The sequence below is a fragment of the Terriglobia bacterium genome (assembly GCA_035712365.1).
Classification (GTDB): Bacteria; Acidobacteriota; Terriglobia; order UBA7540; family UBA7540; genus SCRD01.
The window spans coordinates 52,687-76,099 of sequence record DASTAW010000038.1 but is presented as its reverse complement, the minus strand read 5'-3'; the positions used below and the strand labels follow the sequence as shown (position 1 = coordinate 76,099).

Annotated in this window: 12 protein-coding genes; 3 read left to right on the top strand and 9 right to left on the bottom strand. The window is 59.2% G+C overall.

The features are described 5' to 3' along the window. The first annotated feature begins 191 nt into the window (after nucleotides 1-191). The 3 genes from VFQ24_11155 to VFQ24_11145 all read left to right on the top strand — a co-directional run bounded on the left by VFQ24_11155 (nucleotide 192) and on the right by VFQ24_11145 (nucleotide 5,502). Nucleotides 192-3,785 (top strand): chemotaxis protein CheB, encoded by a 3,594-nt coding sequence (locus VFQ24_11155; GenBank protein ID HET9178903.1) that lies wholly within the window; start codon nucleotides 192-194, stop codon nucleotides 3,783-3,785. Nucleotides 3,786-3,908: 123 nt separating this feature from the next. Further along, on the top strand, nucleotides 3,909-4,568 hold the full coding sequence (locus tag VFQ24_11150) for a response regulator transcription factor (protein ID HET9178902.1): 660 nt from the start codon (nucleotides 3,909-3,911) through the stop codon (nucleotides 4,566-4,568). Between the two features lie 520 nt (nucleotides 4,569-5,088). Next, nucleotides 5,089-5,502, top strand: a complete 414-nt coding sequence (locus tag VFQ24_11145) for a response regulator (protein HET9178901.1) — start codon at nucleotides 5,089-5,091, stop codon at nucleotides 5,500-5,502. Nucleotides 5,503-5,508: 6 nt separating this feature from the next. Here the strand turns inward: VFQ24_11145 and VFQ24_11140 are convergent, their stop codons facing one another. From VFQ24_11140 to VFQ24_11100, 9 genes are all read right to left on the bottom strand, one after another. Beyond that, a complete protein-coding gene (locus VFQ24_11140) occupies nucleotides 5,509-5,646 on the bottom strand; it encodes a hypothetical protein (protein HET9178900.1) in 138 nt (45 codons plus the stop codon). A gap of 68 nt (nucleotides 5,647-5,714) precedes the next feature. Next, the gene (locus tag VFQ24_11135; GenBank protein ID HET9178899.1) at nucleotides 5,715-8,147 is read right to left on the bottom strand and encodes an ABC transporter permease; all 2,433 of its coding nucleotides are present in this window, start codon (nucleotides 8,145-8,147) and stop codon (nucleotides 5,715-5,717) included. A 322-nt stretch (nucleotides 8,148-8,469) separates the two neighbouring features. Continuing rightward, the gene (locus VFQ24_11130) at nucleotides 8,470-8,910 is read right to left on the bottom strand and encodes a hypothetical protein (protein HET9178898.1); all 441 of its coding nucleotides are present in this window, start codon (nucleotides 8,908-8,910) and stop codon (nucleotides 8,470-8,472) included. Between the two features lie 99 nt (nucleotides 8,911-9,009). After that, complete coding sequence (locus VFQ24_11125; GenBank protein HET9178897.1) at nucleotides 9,010-11,646, bottom strand: ABC transporter permease; 2,637 nt, start codon at nucleotides 11,644-11,646, stop codon at nucleotides 9,010-9,012. Nucleotides 11,647-11,878: 232 nt separating this feature from the next. Continuing rightward, the gene (locus tag VFQ24_11120; protein HET9178896.1) at nucleotides 11,879-14,374 is read right to left on the bottom strand and encodes an ABC transporter permease; all 2,496 of its coding nucleotides are present in this window, start codon (nucleotides 14,372-14,374) and stop codon (nucleotides 11,879-11,881) included. Nucleotides 14,375-14,595: 221 nt separating this feature from the next. Next, entirely contained in the window at nucleotides 14,596-17,094 is a 2,499-nt protein-coding gene (locus VFQ24_11115; GenBank protein ID HET9178895.1) for an ABC transporter permease, read from the bottom strand. Nucleotides 17,095-17,436: 342 nt separating this feature from the next. Further along, entirely contained in the window at nucleotides 17,437-19,917 is a 2,481-nt protein-coding gene (locus VFQ24_11110; protein HET9178894.1) for an ABC transporter permease, read from the bottom strand. Between the two features lie 88 nt (nucleotides 19,918-20,005). Then, complete coding sequence (locus VFQ24_11105; GenBank protein HET9178893.1) at nucleotides 20,006-22,459, bottom strand: ABC transporter permease; 2,454 nt, start codon at nucleotides 22,457-22,459, stop codon at nucleotides 20,006-20,008. 281 nt (nucleotides 22,460-22,740) lie between these two features. Continuing rightward, on the bottom strand, nucleotides 22,741-23,406 hold the full coding sequence (locus VFQ24_11100) for an ABC transporter ATP-binding protein (protein HET9178892.1): 666 nt from the start codon (nucleotides 23,404-23,406) through the stop codon (nucleotides 22,741-22,743). Between the last annotated feature and the right edge of the window lie 7 nt (nucleotides 23,407-23,413).

The window sequence follows — 23,413 nt, the reverse complement described above, 5'->3', positions numbered from 1 at the left end:
GAACGTATGCGCCACCCGGCGGCGTCACTAATCTACTGGACGAGTTCATCCACTTGATCTTTATCTATGCGTGGGCAATAATGGAGCCGGATAACTCGCTCAATTTGTGCTGACTTGAAGCTTTGCGCCGTCTCCCGCTCCAGACCACGAGCCAGGGGGCGGACCCTGATCTTTTTATCGATGGGGCCAGCATGATCACCAGGCGCCAGCCACGAAAAAGAAAGCTGAAACCCGCGCCCAAGCGAGGTGTTGACGTCCCAGCCACCGACAAAGTTCCCCTGATTGTGGGCGTCGGAGCCTCGGCGGGCGGTTTGCAGGCCTTCACTGAGCTTCTGAAGCACTTGCCTGGTGATCCTGGAATGGCGCTGGTGCTGGTACAGCATCTGGCTCCCAGGCATGCCAGCGCGCTGACCGAGTTGTTGGGCCACACCGCGAAGATGCCAGTGACCGAGGTGACAGGCCGCACGCGCATCGAAAGCAATCATGTTTATGTGATTCCGCCAGACAGCGATATGGAAGTGCGCCGCGGGGAGTTGCACCTGGTCCCCCGCGCCGGGACGCAGCCTCACAGGCCCATCGATCATTTCCTGGATTCCCTGGTTGAGGACCGCGGCCCCAAGGCGGTTGGGGTGATTTTGTCAGGGACCGCCTCCGACGGCACGCTGGGGCTGAAGACCATCAAGGCAGGCGGAGGCACCACCTTCGCGCAAGACCCTGAGCAGGCCGAGCATGCGGAGATGCCGCGCAATGCCATCGCCGCGGGATATGTGGATTTCGTTCTGCCCATCGAATCCATCGCCAGAGAGCTGCTGCGGATCGCCCGGCATCCGTATTTGCGCCAGGAGCCGCGGGAAGAAGCCGGGGACGAAGCATTGCCCGCGGGCGAGAACGAACGCCGCAAGATCTATCGGACGCTGCGCGGAGCGACGGGCGTGGATTTTACGCACTACAAGTCGAGCACGATCTGGCGGCGCATCCGGCGGCGCATGATGCTGCTGAAGCTGGACTCGCTGGAGGCTTACACATCGTATTTGCAGAAGCACCGCGACGAAGTGGACGCGCTGTTTCAGGACATGTTGATCCACGTGACGGGCTTTTTCCGGGACCCTGAAGTTTTCGAAGCGCTGAAACGCGAGGTCTTTCCAAATCTGGTGAAAGACCGGCCCGCCGGGACGCCGGTCCGAGCGTGGATTTCGGGCTGTTCAACGGGCGAGGAAGCCTACTCGGTAGCCATTGTCCTGCTGGAGTTCCTCTCTGAGGTTTCCGCCAATCAGGAAGTGCAGATTTTTGCGACGGACGTGAACGAAGCCGCGCTGGAGAAGGCCCGCCAGGGAGAATACCTCGAAAGCATCGCAACCGATGTTTCGCCGGAGCGCTTGAGGCGTTTCTTTATGAAAACGCCGCACGGCTATCGGATCAATAAAAGCGTTCGGGACCTGTGTATTTTCGCGCGGCACGACATCGGCAAAGACCCTCCCTTTTCACGGCTCGACCTGATCACCTGCCGCAATTTGCTGATCTATCTGGGACCCGTCCTGCAAAAACGGATACTTCCCATTTTCCATTACGCGCTGAAGTCCACCGGATTTCTATTGCTGGGCAGTTCCGAGACGATCGGAACATTTGCGGAATATTTTTCGCTGGTTGACAAGAAGCACAAGCTCTACAGGGCCAGGCCGGGCGCGAGGTCCCACATCATGGACCTTGCTGGACGGGCTGCTGCGGATCCGGGGACGCCCCGAAGGGAGATTGAGCCTGAGCTGAACGACAACTTTAATTTGCAGAAAGAGGCAAACCGGATCCTTCTGAATCGTTTCAGTCCGCCGGGCGTCATCATCGATGACGATTTCAAGGTGGTCCACTTCCAGGGAAGGACCGGGCGCTATCTCGAGCCCGCCCCGGGGAATGCAAGTTTGAACCTGGCGAGAATGGCGCGGGAGGGCCTGCACGTGGACCTGCGGGCGGCTGTGCAGGAGGCCACGAGGAGCCACCATCCCGTCAGGAAGCGGGGCGTACTGATGAAACAGAACGCCCATACGGTTGCAGTGGACATCGAGGTCATTCCGATCAAGGGCCCGGCGGCTTCTGACGGCTATTGCCTGGTGTTATTCCAGGACGCAACAGTGGCCGTCCCGGCGGCAGAACCAGGCAAAGCCGCCAAAGGTCATAAAGGCCGGAATATTCCTTCCAAAACGGCGAGCAGGGAAATCAGCCATCTGAAGGAGGAACTGGGCCAGACCCGGAATACCCTGCAATCCACCATCGAGGAACTGGAAGCGACCAATGAGGAACTGCGGTCCGCGAACGAAGAGGGCCTGTCATCGAACGAGGAGCTGCAGAGCACCAACGAAGAACTGGAAACCGCCAAGGAAGAGCTGCAGTCCGCCAACGAAGAATTGACGACCCTGAACGAGGAGCTGCAAAACCGCAACCACGCATTGAATATCGCCAACAACGACCTGTCTAATCTGCTGGCCAGCGTCGACATACCCATTCTCATGCTGGGAAACGGCCTGAGAATCCGGCGATTTACCCCCAGCGTTCAAAAGCTGATGAATATTGTGAACGCCGACATCGGGCGCCCCGTGAGCGACGTCAAGCTGAAGTTTGAGCTCTCCGCGTTCGAGAAGCTGATCGCCGAGGCGGTTGACAATACTGCTGTCAAGACGCTGGACGTTGAGACGTTTGACGGCAACTGGTATTCCATGCGCATCCGCCCGTACAAGACGACGGAAAACAAGATTGATGGAGCGGTCATCAGTTGGCTTGAAATGACCGGAATGAAACACGCGCTCGATACGTCCCTCGAGCGCTACAAGTTCATTTTTGAAAGGAACCTGGCTGGAGTTTTCTATGCTCAGGACGGCCATCTGCTGGATTGCAATGAGGCCTTTGCGCGGATGCTCGGCAATGCTTCGCGCGAAGAAACCTTGCAGGCCAGGAACTTGAATGCCAACATCACTCAAAAGGAGCAAGCGGAGTTTCACGACCGCCTGGTGAAAGAAAAGAACCTGAACAATGAGCTGGTCGCCATCAAGCGGAAGGATGGGAGCGACGCGTGGATTGTCGCCAGCGCCACTCTGACGGAAGACGGCGGAACGGCAGGGCTGGCCGTTGACATTACAAAACAGGTCCAAATGGAAAAGCAACTTGGCAAACTCACGCGGTACCTGATGAACGAATCCGATGACCGGCGGAGGGAACTGGCGCGTGAACTGCACGACCAGTTGGGATCATCGCTCGGAGCGTTGCTGGCCTCGGTGGCCGCCGTTGGGCGCAAACCGCAACTCGATAAAGAGACGCGGGGCAGCCTGTCGCAGTTCCAAAAGCAACTGCAGAATTGCATCAAGGAAGTGCAGACCGTCTCCTATCTGCAGCACCCTCTGGTCCTGGAACAGATGGGACTTGCCGCGGCGGTCCGCTGGTACGCCGAAGATTTCTCCAGGCGAGCAAAAATACGAACAGAAGTGTCGATCTCAGATTCCCTGGGCCGGATGAACGAAAAAATTGAGATTGCCTTATATCGCATCATCCAGGAATGCCTTACCAATGTTCGGCGGCATTCAGGGTCCGGCAGCGCGCGAATCACCATCGAGGCCAGAAATGGGCGCGTGACCGCCGAAATCCGGGATTTCGGAAAAGGCTTTGCGGGGAGCAAAGAGAGTATGGGCATCATAGGAATGCGCGAGCGAATGAAGGAAGTTGGTGGTAATCTGGAAGTTGAAACAGGCAAAGATGGCACGACAGTCCGCGCAACCCTGGATTTGGAAGGCGCAGGGAATTGACCGGAAGTCGGGAGGCAGGAGCCAGGAGACAGAAGCCAGAAGTCAGGAGCAAGAAGCCAGAAGTCAGGAGCCGGAAGCCGGAAGACAGAAGACGGGAGACAGGGCAGGAGTTAAATTGAGCCTATGAACACCACTCGAATTCTCCTGGCGGACGATCATCCGATGGTCCGCCGCGGCGTGCGCTCATTGCTGGAAACCCGCAATGGCTGGGAGGTGTGCGGTGACGCCTCGACGGGCTTTGAAGCCCTCGAAAAGGTGAAACGGCTAAAGCCGGACATCGTGGTCATGGACATTTCAATGCCGGGCATGACGGGCTTTGAAGCCGTCCGGCAAGTACACGATTTTGATCCCCAGATCGGCATCCTGATGCTCACCATGCACGATTCCAAAGATATTTTTTGCGCGGCCATCGAGGCGGGCGCGCATGCCTACGTCCTGAAATCCGATCTGGACGAGAAGCTGATGGAAGCTGTGCAGGCGTTGTGCGAGAACCGCGCTTTCTTTACCCCGAACATTTCCACATCGTCCGCCGCGGCCCCCGTCATCGACGGCGAGGCTGCGGCTGCGGGCGGCGATGCAAATCAGGAGATACTGACGCCGCGCCAGTTGGACGTCTTAAAATTGCTGGCCATGGGGAAGAGCAACAAGGAAGTTGCAACGGCCCTGAACATCAGCACTCGGACGGCCGAGACCCATCGCTACCAGATTATGAATCGGCTGAGGGTCCGCTCCTTGAGCGAACTTGTGATGTATGCGATAAAGCACCACGTCGTGGAAGTCTGAACGAGGAACACACAAAATTACGAGTCACTCCAAAGTTGTGGGTTCCGAGTGCTGAATTATAAAGTCTGCAATCCGAAATACGGGCTGGGCGCAACGAGGAAAGAAATTACGAATTACAAATTACGAGTTACCGACGCAGGGTTTACGAGCGTAACCATCGCGGTTTTCAACCCAGAACCCATAACTCATAAGCCAGAACCCATAACTCAAAGCTGGTAATTCGTAATTGGTAATTGGTAATTTTTTTGAGCTTGCCTTTCCCTTCCATCTGTCCCCTTGGTTATCTTCCGATGGGTTGCTGGCGCTTGCGGATGCTGACGCTAATCGAAAGATATGACGGGGCTTACGTAGAACCACGTACAACCGGAATACGAAGTATACCGGATTGTGCAACTCCTTGCACTCTCGTAAAGTTGAAACTTCCGGTTAGTGGATACGAGTAAGAAGGAAGAGAATGTTCTCCGAGCGGCTGGGACAGGCCGGCAGGAGTCCGCTGCCAGCCGTCTGGAAGGAGAGAAAAGTGTCGCAAGAAAAAGCGTTCGCAATACTCGTCTCCGACGGGAGCGCCTGCCTTGAGGAGTTGGGCCGGAAATTGGAAAATCACGGGCTGGAAACAGTGACGGTCGAGAGCCGCACAGAATTCGCGGGATTGCTGCTGGAAAGCCATCCGGAGCTGATTCTTACCTCCACGACATTCCCGGAAGGGACGTGGAGCGAAGTCGTAGACATGGCCCGGAAAAGCTCCGTGCCTGTGAATGTGATTGTGGTGGGGCAACGGGTTGACATCGAGCTCTACGTGCGGGCCATCGAGTATGGCGCGTTTGACTTCATGCTCCCTCCCTTTGAAACGGACCAGCTCTCGCACGTGCTGCGGGTAGCGATGGCAGATGTCCGCCGCGCCAGAGAAGCCCATGCGCTCGAAGAGGTGGCCTGACCCGCTTCACAAGAAGTGGTTAGTGGATAGTTTCCGGCGAAGCCCCTTCAGCATCTTTTGCATCTCGGTAACCAGCAAACCCACAACCTCGACATCAGATGGTTTGAAAAATCCCAGCGCCGGCTCACCTATTTCATACTTCATAATTTATAATTCATAATTACTTTTCAATCGCTCAATCACAAATCAACAATGGCGCGATAAACGCGCCGCTACTCATAGCGTAATGCCACCATCGGGTCAACTTTCGCGACGCGCCGGGCGGGAATGTAGCACGCCGCCAGCGCCACCAGGACCACCACGATGGCCACGATGGCCAGCGTTGCCGGGTCTGCGGCGCTGACGCCGAACAGCAGGCCCTTGATCACCTGGCCGCCGAGCGCTGCCGCGCCAAGCCCCGCCGCTAGTCCGGCAAGCGCCGGTGTCATGCCCTGGCGCAGCACCATGCGCCACAGATCGGGAAACTGCGCGCCGAGGGCGGCCCGGATTCCCAGCTCCCTGCGCCGCTGCTCCACTGAATATGCAATCACGCCGTAGATGCCCAGCGAGGCCAGGAACAGAGCGAAACATGCAAACAACACCGCCAGCAGCATCTGAAACCGGCGCGGCGCGACGGATTCCGAAACGATGCTGGACATCGGGCGAACGTCGATGACGGGCGCCTCGGCGTCTGTGAGGTGAACGGCCTGGCGCACCTCCGCCGCCAGGTCCAACGCTTCGCCTGACGTGCGAACAACAATACCTGCCGATTCGGGGATGTGGCCCATGCCCGCGAACCAGTCGGGGACGTAAACCATCATCACGGGCGCCTCATCCAGTTTTGCCGTGCGCACGTCGCCGACCACGCCGACGACCTGTTCTTCTTTTTTCGGCCCCCAGAAGGTGAGGCAGGTGCGCCCAATGGGGTCCTGGCCGGGCCAGAAGCGTCTGGCCACGCTCTCAGAAACCACGACTTCGTTCCGGCCGCGGTCGCTCTCATTAAACACTCGCCCGCGAACCAGCGGGATGCCCATGGCGGCAAAGTAATCCGGGCTGGCAATACGGAAATTCGCCGGCGGGGGAGAGGCGCTGCCGGGCGGCACGTCAATTCCGGTGACGTGTGTTTCGCCCCCCAGCGGCAGCTCGCCCACCCACCCGGCAGACCGCGCTCCGGGCAGAGAGCGAAGGCGAGTGAGCAGGGAGTTGTAGAATTCGAGGCGGTCGGCGGGCTTTGAATATCGTTGCGGCGGCAGATTAACCTTGGCGGTCAGCACACTTTCGGTTGCGAAGCCCGTGTTGACTCGAAGCAGATGAAACAGACTCGACGCCAGGAGGCCCGCAACGATGAGGAGCGCGGTGGTCATGCCAACTTCGAAGCCAATCAGCGTCTCGCGCAGCCGGCGCGCTCCCCGGCCCTCGCCCGCGGCCGCAGTGCCGGATTTCAAGGCTTCCAGCGGGTTGCTCCTGGCCGCGCGCCAGGCCGGCAGAGTTCCAAAAAGCACCGCGGTCAGCACGGCAAGGATGGCCGCGAAGGCGAAGACCCGGGCGTCCATGTGCACCTCATTCAGGCGCGGCAATCCCGGCGGAGCGGACCGAACCAGCCAGCGGGCGCCAAAGCCGCCCAGCACGATGCCTGCGGCCCCGCCCGCCGCGCCCAGCAGCAGGCTCTCTGCAAGCATGCGGCGGAAAATCTGCCAGCGGTTGGCGCCCAGCGCCGAGCGGATGGCCGACTCGCGCATGCGGCCCGGAACACGCGCCAGCGACATGTTCGCCAGGTTGACGCACACGATCAGCAGCACAGCGCCCACCGCCGCAAGCAGCAGAAGCAACCCCTGCCGCGCTGGACTCGTCACTTCGCTTTCCAGCGGGAAAATCGCGGCCTTGAGGCTGACGCCCGTGTCCTTCGCCTGGCGGGCAATCTGCGACTGCACCACGTTCAGTTCCGCCACCGCCTGGCCCGCGCTCACGCCGGGCTTCAGCCGTCCGATGGCGGCGAAATCGAATTCACCGACCAGGGCCTCTTCGTCTTCCTGCGGTCCGTTGAGCGGCTCGAAGAAGTCCAGCTCCCGGCCGAAGACGGTGAGCCGTCCCAGTTGCGCGGGGAAATGGAAGGAGGCAGGCAGAACGCCCGCCACCACGTAAGGCGCCCCGTCAAGCGTGATGGTGTGGCCAACCACGGCCGGATTGGAATCAAAGTGCGCGCGCCAGAAGGGATGCGTCAGAATCACGACGCGGCCCCGGCCGGGTTCATCCTCCTGGGGAAGAAAATCGCGGCCAAGCTCCGGCCGGATTCCCAGCACGCCGAAGAGGTTCGCCGAGGCGCGCACTCCGTGGACCTCCGCAGGCTCGCCTGCTCCCGTCATGTCAGCGCTGGCGGCCCGCGCAATGGCGATCCCTTCGAACGAATGGCACTGCTTCTGCCAGATCTCAAAGCCGCGCACGTTGGCCGGCATCAGCGGATAAAATTTGGACATCTGAGGCCAGATCACCTGGATCAGATAAAGCCGCTCGGGCTGACTGTAAGCCAGAGGCCGCAGCAATACGCTGTTCACCACCGAAAAGATCGCCGTGTTCGCGCCAATGCCGAGCGCCAGCGTCAGCACAGCAATGGCCGTGAAGCCTGGGCTTCTTCCCAGTTGGCGCAGGCCGTATTTTAGATCTTGCATCAGAGTGCCCATGACGTGCCTTTCTGCAATTACAAATTACGAATTACCAATGACCGGCGCCGGGCGGAAATTATGAATTCTGAATTATGAAGGATGAAAGGAAGAAACTGAGGCGCGCGCCTTCTTCCGTAGCCAGCCCAGGCTGCGGATATTTCATGCTGCATAATTTATAATTCATAATTCCTATGCAATCGCTCAATCGCTAAATCACTCAATCACAAATGGCGCGGTCAACGCGCCGCTACTGGTAGCGCAGCGCCGCCATTGGATCGACCCTGACCGTCCGCCGGGAATGCCGAACCTGGTGGAGGTGAGAAGCGCATCAAGCAACCTGGAAGATGCTGCGCCTCCGCACTCTCCATTCCTCGGTTGAAAACATTCGCGGGCCGATCTCAATCAAACGCGGCAGCATGTTGAAAACAGAAACCCGATCCCATCGCAATCCCTGGCGGGTGAGGAGACCGGCATCGTTCAGGGCCTCCGCCACTTTCGACAAGGGCAGGTCCAGGACGATTTGCTCCATCATAAGCAGCAGCGCGCGGAATTCTTCGGGGTCCTGTTCCAGGTGGTGGCAGTCGCCCGCCACGCGCAAACCATAGGGGACCTCCTCAACGGGTTCGCGTTGTGGCAGCGCCCCCCCGACCTCTCCCGCGCGTTCCCATTCGAGCGCTATCAGTTTCCATCCGGCTTCGGCGCGCCGCGTGAAAAAGGCTGCGTCCGGCAGTTCGTTCACCACTTCACGAAAATGTTCCGTTATAGCCACGGCATTCCTCCTGAAGCAAATTCAGTGGTTAGTGGACAGTGCATAGTGAATAGCGATGGGTCTTCACTAATCACTAACCACTGATCACGATCCACTGTCCTACTCATAGCGGAGCGCCACCATGGGATCGACCTTTGCCGCGCGGCGCGCGGGGATGTAGCACGCCAGCAGCGCCACAATAATCAGGATGAGCGAAACGGCAACGAAGGTGAGCGGATCGGTTGGCTTGACACCATAGAGCAGGCTCGATAGAAAGCGCGTCAGTGCAAGCGCGCCGGCAATGCCAATCGCGACACCGATCAGCGCCAGCTTCAGCCCTTGCCCGACGACCATCCTGAGAACGTCACTCTTCTCCGCTCCCAACGCCATCCGAATGCCAATTTCCCGAGTCCGGCGCGTAATTTCATACGAAAGGAGACCATAAAGCCCGATGCAGGCAAGCACGAGGGCCAAACCGGCAAAGAACGTTGAAAGCTGGGCGATCACCCGTGGTTTCGACAAAAGACGCTCGATGCTTTCCGTCTGGGTCTTGACTCCGAAAATCGGAAGATTGCTGTCCACGCGCCTCACAACCTCACGAACTGCCGGGACAAGTGCGGCAGGATCTGACGCCGCGCGCAATTCGAAATAGGCTCCGCCGCCCATCAGAGGAACATAGACCATCGGGTGAATCTCCCGGTGCACGGAGTTGTACTTCGCATCACCAACCACTCCGACGATCTGCCATCTCTTCGACCTCGGTTTGCCAACTGCTACGTCGTCGCCGCTCGCTCCCGAGCTTCCCCCCTCGGTGAGCTGTTTACCCAAGGGGTTCATTTTTGGAAAAAATTCGTGTACGAACCTGGCGTTGACAAGAACGTGGATTGGCGGGTTCGGGGCCGCGGATGGTTTTGCCACCGGAGAAGGAGTGGACGCCGATCCTGCCTTTTGCGAAGATTCCGAAGGCTCAGATGCTCGTACTGGAAGGGAAAAATCCTCCGATGCAAACATTTGCCCCTCGAGCAACGGAATGCGCATCGTTTTGAAAAAGTCCGGACCGGCAGCGAGCATATCCACTTCGGTTTCCATCCCCTTCGGCTGATCTTCAACGCGCACGGTCTCTGTCCAGAGGCCGCCGCTCAGCAAAGCGTCGGAGGAATAGCTGGTGGAGATCACGCCCGGCAGCGCAGCGAACCTCTCCCTCAGTTCACGGTAAAGATTTTGAATCTGCGAATCCGTGTACTTTGCAAGCGTTGGGTCAATTCCGAAAAGCAGAATGTTGCGGGTGTCAAAGCCGGGATTGACGTTGCGGAGGTTTTGCAGCGTCCGCACCAGCAGGCCCGCGCCAATCAGAGCGATTATCGAGAGAGCAGCCTGCACCGCAACAAGCAGGTTCCCAAGGCGGAACCGCCGGGCGCCTTCCGGACGGGTTGAGATATTTTCCTTGAGCCCCGGCGTCAAATCCAGCTTCGTGCTTCGCAAAGCCGGGGCGAAGCCGGAAAGAATGCCGGCCGAAACGGAAACCACGAGAGCGAATGCAAGCAGCCGCCAATCGGGTTCCACCGCAAACGGAAACGGGTCTTTCGAGCCTGCCATAATCAGCGATGTGATCGCGTGCACTCCCCAGTAAGCAAAGAGCACTCCGAGAGCGCCACCGGCGAAGGAGACCAACACGCTTTCAGTGAGCAACTGGCGCAGGATCCTGAGCCGGGGAGCGCCAAGCGAGAGGCGAACGGCGATCTCTTTCTGCCGGGCCGCACTTCGTGAAACCAAGAGGCCCGCGACGTTCGCGCAGGCAATGAGGAGAACCATACCGGCCGCCGCCATCAAGACGTAGAGTGCGGTCGAAAATTCACCACGGTCTCCCGTTAGCCCCTGCTGAACGGGGACGAGAACAACCCTCGGGTCGTCGGACGGCTTGGAAAGCGGCTTTTCGCCGTTCACCATTTCATTGCGAAATGCCAGACTGGCAGCCGCCTGGGCATTTTCCAGCGTCATGCCGGTCCTGAGGCGTGCTACGATCACCAGCCACCAGTTGCGCAGCGTCCGGGAATTCTTTGCCCAATCGATGTTGAGAGGAAGAACGGAAAGCGACACAAAAAAATCCTGAGCCTTGCCAGGCGAGAGACTGTTGAAGCCGGGCGCCGTGACACCGACGATGACGAAGGGGATTCGATTCAGTTCGATGGTGCGGCCGATCACGGAGCGGTCGCCGCCAAATGCGCTCTGCCAGAAGCCGTAACTGAGAACGACCGCGGGAGAAGCAGAAAGCAGGTCGTCTTCCGGGCCCAGCGTGCGGCCGAGCGCCGCGGCCACTCCCAAAGTCGTGAAGTAGTCGCCGGAGACCAGTTCCCCTTCAGCCAGGCGAGCGGGACCGTTGCCGCTGAGGACAACCGCCGCCGGGCCGGCAAAGGCGGCAGCGCCGGAAAATAAATTGTTATTCGATCTGATCAGCTCGAAATAGGGATAAGGAAACGTGCACCCGGAAGGGTTCTCCGTCTCCTGGAACGAGCAATCACCGAACGAACTGGTTTCAATGCTTCCATTCCAATGCTTGTGCGCCGTCCAATTGAATAGCACGATGCGTGAAGGGTCGCGCACTGGCAGAGATTTCAGCATCACAGCATCGATCAGGCTGAAGATCGCCGTATTCGCCCCGATGCCCAGCGCGAGCGTGAGGACGGCAACAGCCGTGAAGCCGGGGTTTCTCGCCAGCATTCGCAGGCCGTACCTTAAATCCTGGATTAGAGTGCCCATGATTCACCTCACTACAATTACGAATTACAAGTTACGAGTAACAGGTTCTGAGTTCAGAGTTATGGGTTCTGGGTTCAGCGTTGGAAGGCACAGGGGTTCATGTGGTTAAACCCAGAACCCATCACTCAGAACTGAGAACGAGAAGTCAGTCGTAATTCATAATTCGTAATTTCGCCTCTTTCAATCGCTCTATCGCAAATCACCAATCAACCATGGCGCGATAAACGCGCCGCTACTCGTAGCGGAGCGCCACCATCGGATCGACCTCGGCCGCGCGGCGGGCGGGGATGTAGCACGCCAGCAGCGCCACAATAATCAGGATGAGCGAAACGGCAACGAAGGTGAGCGGATCAGTTGGCTTGACACCATAGAGCAGGCTCGATAGAAAGCGCGTCAGTGCAAGCGCGCCGGCAATGCCAATCGCGACACCGATCAGCGCCAGCTTCAGACCCTGTCCGGCGACCATCCTGAGAACATCACTCTTCCCTGCCCCGAGCGCCATCCGGATGCCGATTTCGTGAGTGCGCTGCGCCACTGAATAGGAAATCACGCCATAAACACCGACCGCCGCGAGGACCAGTGCGGCAATACCAAACAAATCGAGAAGGATGGTTTGATACCGAGGCTGGGCAACTGAATCGGCCAGTATTTCGTCCATGCTCTGAATGACTGGTGGAGGCAGGTTTTTATTGACCGCTCTAATTTCGCTGCTGATTGCGGCTGCGGAGAGCGCCGCATTGCTCGTCGTGCGGACCAGAAGGGCCGGGCTTTGCATGGGCCACTGCCAGTAAGGGACATAGACTTCCGGCATGGTTTCCGCGCGCGCGCCAAGGGTTTTTGTATCGGCAACGACACCGACGATGTCCTTCCACGGCGGCCGTGTGTCGGGACCGTTGGAACCCGGTTGCCCAGGGTTTTTCCGGTCCCCTAACGCCAGCCGCTTGCCGATGGGATTCTGATTGGGGAAATAACGCCCCGCCATGGTTTGATTGATGATGGCGACCCAGGGCGTTTCGTAAATGTCATCCTCGGTGAAGGCCCTTCCTTCGAGAAGCGGAATGCCCAGGGTGCGAAAGTAATCGGGCGACACGCCTGCAAAGTCAGCCGTAGGATATTCGGCAGAAGTGGCGGAAGGACGATTTTCGATGACGATGGGAGACGCCAGCCCCTGGTCCACGTCACGTGGGAGTTCATTCGCTGCCGCGACCGACACGACTCCCGGATCATTCCTGATTCGCTCCATGATCTGCTTCAACGTTACCTGAGGACGGGTCGAGGTCAGCTCGACCCAGGTGGTGAATCCAGACACGGAAAAATCCAGTTCGGCCGTCAGCAGATGGTCCGGTTGAAAGCCGCGGTCGATTTGCAGACGGCTGACAAAACTTCGGGTCATCAATCCCGCGCCCATCAGAAGGACCAGCGAAAGTGCGACTTCAAGTATCACCAGCAGGGGACGCAGGTGGCTTCGCTCGAGCTGCGCATTTCCGCTTCGGTTGGCTTCCTTGAGCGTACTGTTCAGATCAGGCTTGGAAATTTGCCAGGCCGGGGCGAGACCAAAGAGCAGAGCTGTTATCAAACAGAGGCCCACAGTGAAAGCGAGAGACGTGCCATCCATCTTGGCTTCCTGCAGCCGTGGGATTTGACTGCCCGCTATTCCGACAAGCAGGCGCAAGGCCCAAATTGAACCAACAACGCCCAGGAGTCCTCCACCCAGGGCTAGAAGAATGCTCTCGGTCAGCAACTGACGGACCACGCGCCAGCGGCTTGCGCCAACCGCCAGCCGAACGGCAATCTCCTTCTGGCGCCCTGCCCCGCGCGCCAGAAGCAGGTTGGCCAGATTCGCGCAGGCAATCAGCAGAATACAGGCCACCACGCCCCACAAAATCAGCAGAGTCGCTCGCAACGACTGCCCGATCGTCTGGTCGAGCAAAGGCACCACAGCGACCGCGTCACCGATGAGATCGATCGGGTGTTCCTTCGCGATGCGCGCCTGAATCGCGCTCATTTCTGGTTGCGCCTGGTCAGGCGCTACACCCGGCTTAAGGCGCGCAATCACGCAATACCAGTGCCCGGACCGCCGCTCGCCGAGATGCACGTCAATCCATCCGGCCGGCAGCCAAAGATCGCACCGATTAGGGAAACGGAAGCCCGGCGGCATCACGCCTACGATTGTGTAATTCCGCCGGCCGTAGCTGTCGACGGTAAGAGTGCGCCCCAGCACATGAGGATCGCTGCCGAAACGGTTTTGCCAAAGCTCATGGCTCACGAGCGCCACCCGATTGCCCTGGTAGTTGTCTTCTTCGGGAAGAAAGGTTCGACCCATCAAGGGCTTCACGCCCAGGACTGAGAAGAGAGCGGAGGAAGCGTAGATACCTGCAACTTTTCTGGTGCCTTGGGCGCCAACGAGATTGAATTCCGTGGACCCGGGGAAGCCGGCCCAATATGCGATGCTCGCCAGAACATGATTCTGTTGCCGCCAGTCGATGAAGTCGGGCCCCGTGACTGTCTCCTGGCCAATGCCTTTGGCTGGGCTGCGCTCCCAGAGCATCACCAGGCGGTCCGGGTCATGGTAGGGCAGAGGACGAAGCAGGACGGCGTTCACTACGCTAAAAATGGCCGTGTTCGCGCCGATGCCCAGGGCCAGCGTCAGCACGGCGACGGCGGTGAAGCCGGGGCTTTTTGCCAGCATGCGCAGGCCATACTTTAAATCCTGAATTAGCGCGCCCATGATTTGCCTTTCTGCAATTACAAATTACGAATTACCAATGACCGACGCCGGGCGGAAATTATGAATTCTGAATTATGAAGGATGAAAGGAAGAAACTGAGGCGCACGGAGCTTCTTCCTTAGCCAACACCGGCTGACTGATTTCATAATCTATAATTCATAATTCTTCTGCGATCGCTCAATCGCAAACCACAAATCATCAATGGCGCGATAAACGCGCCGCTACTCGTATCTCAGCGCCACCATCGGATCTACGTTGGCCGCGCGGCGGGCGGGGATGTAGCAGGCCAGCAAAGCAACAGCAACAAGGATCAGCGACACGGCGGCGAATGTGAGCGGATCGGTCGGCTTGACGTCGTAAAGCAGGCTGGACAGGAATCGCGTGAGCGCGAGCGCCCCGCCAATCCCAATCGCGACGCCAATCAATGCCAGCCTGATACCCTGCCCGACAACCATTTTCAGCACGTCTCTGCGTTCGGCTCCCAGCGCCATGCGGATGCCAATCTCCTTCGTGCGCTGCGACACCCAGTAGGCCATCATTCCAAAAATGCCGACGGCCGCCAGCAGCAATGCCGCAATTGCAAAAATGCTGACCATCGTCAGGTTGAACCGACGAGTCTGGAGCGAAGCGGAGAAAACGGCCCTAAAAGTTTCAAAGCGCGGCACGGCGCTCGAGGCGAGGTCGCGGATGATGCGCCGGGAGTCCGAAATCATTTCCGGGGGCGGCGCGCTGGAGCGCATCACCACGGTAAAATCCCGGCCGCCACGCAGACGTTGGAGGTAATCCACGTACACCGTGGGCTCTGGCGGCTTTTCAAGACTTCGATAGTGAACATCGCCGACCACTCCGACCACCGTGAGCAACCGCAAGTCGCCATCCATGTTGCCGAATTCGATGGTGCGGCCCAGAGGATTCCGGCCGGGCCAGGTGGCCCGAGCGAGCGACTGGCTGACGACGGCAACTTGCTCCGCCGTGGCGTTATCGCCATCGTTGAATATGCGGCCGCTGAGCAGAGGGATGCCGAGCGCCTTAAAATAGCCTGCGCTCGCCACGCAATAGTCCGCACTCGCACCGGGAGCCGTGGACCAGAGGTGCTCAAGGCGCGCAGCGTCTTCCGGATTTGCAAAATTGAGATCAGGCTGGTGATCGAGCAGCAGAAACTTGCCATCGGCGCAGTCACCATCTTCCCCAAGGGGTAAGTTCGACACTCCGCCGACTTCTTCGACGCCCGGCAGAGCGTGCAGCCGGTCAAAGAGAGTTTCCATAAAGCGGGCCGGCTCCATGCCTGTTGGGGATGTGGCAAGGGTAAAAGAAGAAGAGCCGCGTGAAGCCGGAATTTCGAGTTCCATGCTCACAATATTCGACGTGCGGAAGCCGGGATCGACGGAAAGCACGCGCAGCAGGCTGCGGCCCAAAAGTCCTGCTCCGGCCAGCATCACCAGCGTGATCCCAATTTGGGCGCCGATCAGGGTCCGCGCCAGGCGTCGAGACGCGAATGAGCCGGCGGCTCCGCGGCCGCCTTCAGCGAGTGCAGCCTGCGGCCCGGCCGCTGTGGCTCGCAAGGCCGTAATCATGCCGAGGCTCAGTGCCACTAGCAGTGAAATTCCCAAAGCGAAGCCCAGCACGGGCAGGTTCACGGCAACGTTTTCGATTCGCGGCAGGCCGGGCGGTGCGAGCGCCAGCAGGGCTTCCACACCCCAGAAGGCGAGCAAGACTCCCAACGCGCCTCCCGCGAGCGACAGCAATAATGATTCCGTCAACAACTGTTTTACCAGGCGGGCACGACCCGCGCCCAGGGCCGACCGAACCGCGAGTTCACGCCTGCGCGCTGCGGCCCTCGCCAGCAGCAGATTGGCGACGTTGGCGCATGCCACGAGAAGCAGAAAGCCTACGGCCGCAAGCAGGATCAGCAGCGCCGGGCGTACCTTGGCGGTGAGCGCCGAGCGCAGCGGCTCCACACTGACATTCGTCATGTCGATCTCGGGTTTGTATTCCCGGTAGAGGCGGTCAGCCAGGCCGGAAAGGTCTCCGCGCGCCTGCGCAACGTTTACGCCATCGCGCAGCCTTGCAACAGCCTCCGACCAGTTGTGCGCAGTTCGGCTGGAACTTCCCTCGCCAAAGCTTTCAGCCGGAATCCACAGGTCTGCATTAGCCGGATAGTCGAAGCCCCGCGGCAGGACGCCCACAACCGAGAAAGCGTGCCGTTCGACCGAGAGCACGAAACGTGAGAGATCGTCCGAGGTGCCCATTTCCTGCCGCCAGTACCCGTAACTGACAAGCGCCGCGGGCCGGCCTCCCTGGCGCAGCTCATCGGCAGAGAAATTGCGGCCCCGGAAGGGAGCAACTCCCATCACGCGGAAGAAATCTGCGCTGACCAGCGCGACAAACACTCTGGAGGGTCCGGAGGGACCTGAAATTGTAACTGGCAGGGCCTTGCACAGCGCCATGCCCGAAAGGGTGCGGTTCATGGCGCGCAGGTCGCGGAAGTTCGGGTCCGTAAAGCCCATCAGGTGACCATCCGACGCAACTTCTGAGATGCTTACAAGCCGATCAGGCTTTGGATAAGGCAGCGGCCGCAACAAAACACCGTAAACGACGCTGAAAATTGCGGATGTCGCGCCAATGCCGAGCGCCAGCGTGAGAACGGCAACAGCGGTGAAGCCGGGGCTTCGTCCCAGTTGGCGCAGGCCGTACTTTAAATCCTGAATTAGAGTGCTCATGCTTTGCCTTTCTGCAATTACAGATTACGAATTACCAATGACCAGTTCTGCGTCATGAGTTGTGGGTGCTGAGTCGGGAACCACGCCGCATCACGCGCGCCGACTCGGCAACCGTAACTTGTAATTTGTAATTCGTAATTTTTTCTTTCCACTGCTGGCCCAAGCTCCTCTTCGCGGTCATCGACCTCACCCCGGACAGTGCAAAGGCCGCAGACTGCAAGAGCGGCAGTCTGCGCTACCAACGTCGGCCCTTCATTTCATACTTCATAATTTATAATTTATAATCTTATGCAATCGCCCAATCGCAAACCACCAATCATCAATGGCGCGATAAACGCGCCGCTACTCGTAGCGTAATGCCACCATCGGATCGACCTTCGCCGCCCGGCGCGCGGGAACCAGGCTGGCGGCGATCGTCAGCAAAGCGACCCCGGCCAAAGCGGCGATGATCGACAGCAGGTCCGTCGGCTTCACGCCGAAGAGCATCGAGCCCAGCAGCCTGGCCCCCGCAAGCGCAAGCGGCAATCCAACCGCCACGCCGACAAGCGCCACCACGATGCTTTCGCGCACAATCATCCAGAGCACCTGCGGCCGCTGGGCGCCAAGCGCCATGCGGATGCCGATCTCCTGCGTCCGCCGGCTGACCTTATAAGCGACCGTTCCGTAAAGTCCTGCCGCCACCAGAAGCCCCGCGAGCAATCCGAAGAGCGCAGCGAGGCGGGCGAACATCTGTTCCTCGGAATATCCTTCTTCCATCTGCGCCTGCTGGGTCATGGGCTGGAGAAGGGGAATGTCCGGGCCAAACTGGGCCACTGTGCGGCGCGCTTCAGGCAACAGAGCGAGCGGACTGCTGCCAGCGCGCAACTCGACCGTCATCGTGCCGCCAATCGACATCTGCGTATACGGGAAGTAAGCGATGGGTATGCTGTTTTCACGGACGCCCGCGTACTTGCTGTCCGTAACGACTCCTACAATGGTGAATGGCTGGCCCTTCTCGATTTCGACCAGGTGCCCGATGGGATTTCTTCCGGCAAGATAGCGCTCGGCAAAAGTCTTGTTGACGATTACCACTTTCGGCGCAGTGGCAGAATCGGCGTCAGTGAAGTCGCGGCCCTCGAGGAGCGGAATGCCAAGAACATGGCAGAAAGCCGGCCCCACGTCATTCCACCGCACCATTGAACCAACGTTCCCACGCGGGTTCCTGCCATCAACCTGAACGTCCGAGTTGTTGCTCCAGCCGGAGCCGATGCGGAGTCCAGTGAGAGTTGCGGATTCCACGCCCGGCACAACACGCATGCGATCGAGCAGCGATTGCCAAAAGTGGAGTGTTTCGGCATCGGTCTCGATGCCCTGCGGAGGAGCGACCCCGAAGATAAGCAAACCGGACGGGCGGAAGCCGAGGTTTGCATTTTCCAGGTTGCGCAGCGTTCGGATCATGAGGCCGGCGCCCACGAGCAACGCCAGGCAGAGTGCGATTTGCAGGGCTACGATCGCCTGCCCGGCTCGAAATCTGCTGCGCCCAGGATTCGCGACAGTCCCTGCCGCTTTGAGCGCAAGGCCGGAAGGCACGCGCCAGGCGTTCCGCAGCGGAGCGAGCCCCAGCACAAGTGCCGTGAGAAGGCCAACGCATAGAGTGAAGAGCAACACGGCGCTGTCCGGGGCAACGTCGACGGTCAGTTCAGACCAGGCAGCGAGCGCCTGTGTGGCCCAGAGGGCAAAAATCCAGGCGAAGATGCTTCCGGCAGCCACCAGCAGCAAGCCCTCCGTCAGCAATTGCCGGAACAGGCGGCTGCGGCTGGCGCCAAGAGCCACTCGCATGGTGAACTCCCGCTCGCGGGCGGCGTTCCTGGCAATCAGCAGCATGGCCACGTTGATGCAGGCGATCAGCAGCACGATGGCCACCATCGCCATCAGCACGAAAAAGGGATTGTCATAGTTTTCCCGCAGCTTCTGGATTCCGCCCGTGGCTGAAAAATAGAGTTGAGGGGGCCGCTCTTTCGCTTTGCGTTCGCCGATACCTTCATATGCAGTTCGGCTGTACGCGGGCTGAAGCTGGGCGATAGCGTGTTGCCACGTCATTCCCGGTTGCAGCCGACCGATCATCATCAGAAACCACCAGTTGGGCGGACTATACAACCCGTCCTTCTCCTGGGGGGAGCGCGCCCAGGGTTTCAGGTCAGGCCGGGATTGGAAAGGAATCCAAACGTCGGTGGGTGTTTCATCCGGTTCCACTCCGGTGAAATCGTGCGACGCAATGCCGATGATGGTGAACGGCACCGACTTGATGTAAATAGTCTGGCCAATCGCGGAAGGATCGCGGGCAAACTGCCGCGTCCAGTAATCGTAGCTGAGCACGGCTGCCTGGGTGTGGGCGGTTTCATCTTCCGGCGTAAAGGCCCGGCCGCGTGCCAGCCGGATGCCCAGACCGGAGAAAAAGTTCCCACTCACCATGTCCACGCTGGCCGCCTCAGGCTCCTGGCCCGAACGAACGGAAACTTTCCCGACGGCCAGTGGGACAAAGGCCGCCAGGCTTTGAAACACTCGATGCTCGTTGCGGAATTGCTCAAAACTCGGCATGTTAAACGTGTTTGGGGGATTGCCTGTCTCAGAGCCGCCGGATGGAAATGAATCCGTGTGCAGATAGACAAGCTGCTGAGGATCGGAAACCGGCAGGTACCGAAGAAGAACAGCATTCATCACGCTGAAAACGGCTGTATTGGCGCCGATGCCAAGCGCCAGCGTCAGCACGGCAACAGCGGTGAAGCCGGGGCTTCTTCCCAGTTGACGCAGGCCGTACTTTAAATCCTGGATTAGCGTACCCATGATTTGCCTCCTGGCAAATAGTGATTAGTGGTTAGTGCATAGTGATTGGTCTTCACTAATCACTAACCCCTGACCACTGACCACTGCTCTACTCGTATCTCAGCGCCACCATGGGATCGACTCTGGCGGCGCGGCGCGCGGGGATGCAGCACGCCGCGAGGGCCACGGCAATCAGGATGAGTGAAACGGCGATGAAGGTGAGCGGGTCGGTGGGCGTGACGCCGTAGAGCAGGCTCGAGAGAAACCGAGCCAGCACAAACGCTCCGGCTATGCCGAGGGCAACCCCAGCCAGAGCAAGACGGAGTCCCTCTTTAACGAAGATGGAGAGCACTCCGCCGCGGGTCGCTCCCAGCGCCATGCGAATGCCGATTTCGCTGGTCCTCTGCGCCACGTTGTGGCTCATCAGGCCGTAAAGTCCAATCGCCGCCAGCAGAACGGCCAGCGCGGCAAACACTGCCAGCAAGGTGGCGGCGAAGCGTTGCGGCGCCAATGAGGAGGCAATCCGCTCGTCCATGGTTTTTACGTCGGAGACGGGCTGGTTTGCATCCACGCTCCGGACGGCGCGACGGACCAGATCAGCCTGGGCCGCTGCTCCGCCGCTGGACTTCACGACGAAATATCCGTACGGCGCCTCTTTCTGGAACAGCGGATAGTAGTAAACGCCCTTTCCGGCACTCTCGGATATGTTTGAGCCCGACTCCTCTCCCGCAAGCTGCGTGAAGCGAATGTGGCCGACGATGCCAACAATCGTAGCCCAGGAGTCACGCCGCCCATTCCGGATTTTTTGCCCGATGGGATTCTGGTTCGGCCAGTATTCTCGCGCCAGATTCTTATCAATGATTGCAACAGACTCGGACCCAAGGCGATCGTTTTCACTGAAAAGACGGCCCTGGAGCAGGGGGATTCCAAGCGCGGCGAAGTATCCGCCTGTGACAAAGCGGATGTTGCCATGCGGTCCGGGATCGCCCGGGCCGGTGGGTCGCCCGTCAATCTGAAATGAGGCGGATGCATTGCCTCCCGTAAAGGGCACCGGATAGCCCGCGCCTACTGCCGTGACGCCCGGCGCGTGTGAAAGGCTGTCCATTACGCTGCGGAAAAAGGCGAACTGCTTCTCTTTAGTGCCGTATTGCTTCTCCGGAAGTGAAAGCCCGGCAGTCAATACGCCGTGCGGCTGGAAGCCGGGATTCACCGTAAGGATTTGTTTCAGGCTCTGAAGCAGCAGGCCCGTCCCGGCAAGCAGGACCAGACCCATCGCCAGCTCTCCAATCACCAGGAACGACCGGAGTCGATGGCGCTGGCGTCCCCCGGCCGTCGTTCTCTCAGACCCTCGCAACGCCCGGTAGGGTTCAACCCTGGACATCTGCCAGGCGGGCATCAATCCGAACAAGAAAACGGCAACGGCGCCCAGCCCGACGGTGAATATCAGGACGTGCCAGTCCAATGGGAAGCTGCCCGCCGCGACGAGTTCCTTGGGGGCAATCAGCAGCAGGGCGCTGACGCCAAGACCGGCAACAAGCAGGCCCGCCAGTATTCCCGCCAGTGAAAGCAGCGCGCTTTCCGCGAGCGCCTGGCGAACCAGACGCCTTCGCGAGGCCCCAAGGGCCGCGCGGACAGCAAGCTCCCGCCCGCGTCCTGTTGCTTTGGCCAGCAGCAGGCCGGCAATGTTCGCACACACGATCAGGAGCACAAGCCCCACCGCGCCCGCCAGGATCAACACGGGCGTCCGAAGATCGCCGTAAATGAAGTCCACCACCGGCAAAATAAACACGCCCCAGCCGGAGTCTTTTGCATAGCTCGAACGGGGATCATCCACGACGCGCTTGACCAGTACGCCAACATAGGCGCTTGCTTGCGCAAAGGTTATATTCGGCTGCAAGCGCGCCACGGTAAAATAGCTTTCATTAAATGTGTTGTTCGGACTGAAGGCGTCAGGAGCGAGCCCAATCGGCGTCCACAAATCCGCCGAATCAGGCCAGCGGAATTCCGGGCCCATCACGCCAATGATCTTGTATGGCTGTTGGTTCAACTGAATGGTCCGGCCGATGATTCCCCGGTCTCCGCCAAACCATCGCTGCCACGCTCCATAAGCGAGCACCACCTCATGGTTTGCGTTGGGCTGGTCCTCCGCCGGAGTGAAAGTCCGTCCCAGCATGGGCCTTGCGCCGAAAACGTCAAACCACTGCCATGAGACCATGGCTCCCTGGAGGCGCTGGGGCCAGTCGCCCGCCGTATAGTTGAAATCTGAAATGTTGTCGATGGCAGCGGCGGCAAAGATCTTTTTGCTGTCGCGGATTCCGGCGAAATCGGGCGCGGAGATAACGATGCTTTTCAGGCCCAGCTTGTCGTACTTTGCCCGCACCGCAACGACCCGTTCCGGGTTCGGCAGACCCGGCGGATGAAGAAATAAAGCGTTGATCACCGAAAAAATCGCCGTGTTCGCCCCGATACCCAGGGCCAGTGTCAACACGGCCACGGCGGTGAAGCCGGGATTTCGTCCCAGTTGGCGCAGGCCGTACTTTAAGTCCTGGATTAGCGTGCTCATAGTTCGACCTTCTCAAATTACAAATTACCCATTACCAGTTCTGCGTTGTGAGTTGTGGGTGCTAAGCCGGGGACCGCGCCGCATCACGCGCGCCGACTCGGCAACCGTAACTCGTAATTCGTATTTTCTTCTTTCCACTGCTGGCCCAAGTGCAGAGGCCGCAGACTGCAAAAAACGGCAGTCTGCACTACCAACATCGGCCCTTCATTTCATCCTTCATAATTCAGAATTCATAACCGGGTTCAATCGCCAATTGCTCAATCACTCAATCAGCCAATGAGTCAGTCGGTGCCAATCCACCCGTCCTGAAGATTGATGATGCGGCCGCCGTAGGCCGCCCACGCCTCGTTGTGGGTCACCTGGACGATGGTGGCGCCCTCGTCGTTCAGCTTCTTAAAAAGGTCCATGATCTCCTTCCCCTGGCTCGAGTGAAGGTTTCCGGTAGGCTCATCAGCAAGGACCAATTTGGGACTGGCAATGACGGCCCGCGCTACGGCGACGAGCTGCTGCTGTCCGCCTGAGAGTTGGGTTGGATAAAGATCTTTTTTGCCGACGATGTGGAAACGGTCGAGCGTGTCCGCAACCATGGCTTGCCTCTCGGATTTTTTGATATTGCGGTAGGAAAGCGGGATATCCAGGTTCTCAGCCACGGTCAAGCCGTCGAGCAGGTGGTACTGCTGGAAAACAAAGCCGACGTATTTTTTGTTCACTTCGGCGCGCTGCTTAACTTTCATCCGGTGGATGGGTTGGTCCAGCAGGTAGTACTCGCCTGTCCAGTCGCCGTCGAGCATGCCGAGAATGCTGAGCAGCGTTGATTTGCCGGCTCCCGAAGGCCCCATGATGGTGAGGAACTCGCCCTGCCGGATCTCCAGATTGATGCGGCGCAGCACGTAGTAGCGGCTGGGGCCGACAGGGAAAGACTTTTCGACATTGATGAGTTGAATCATTATGTAC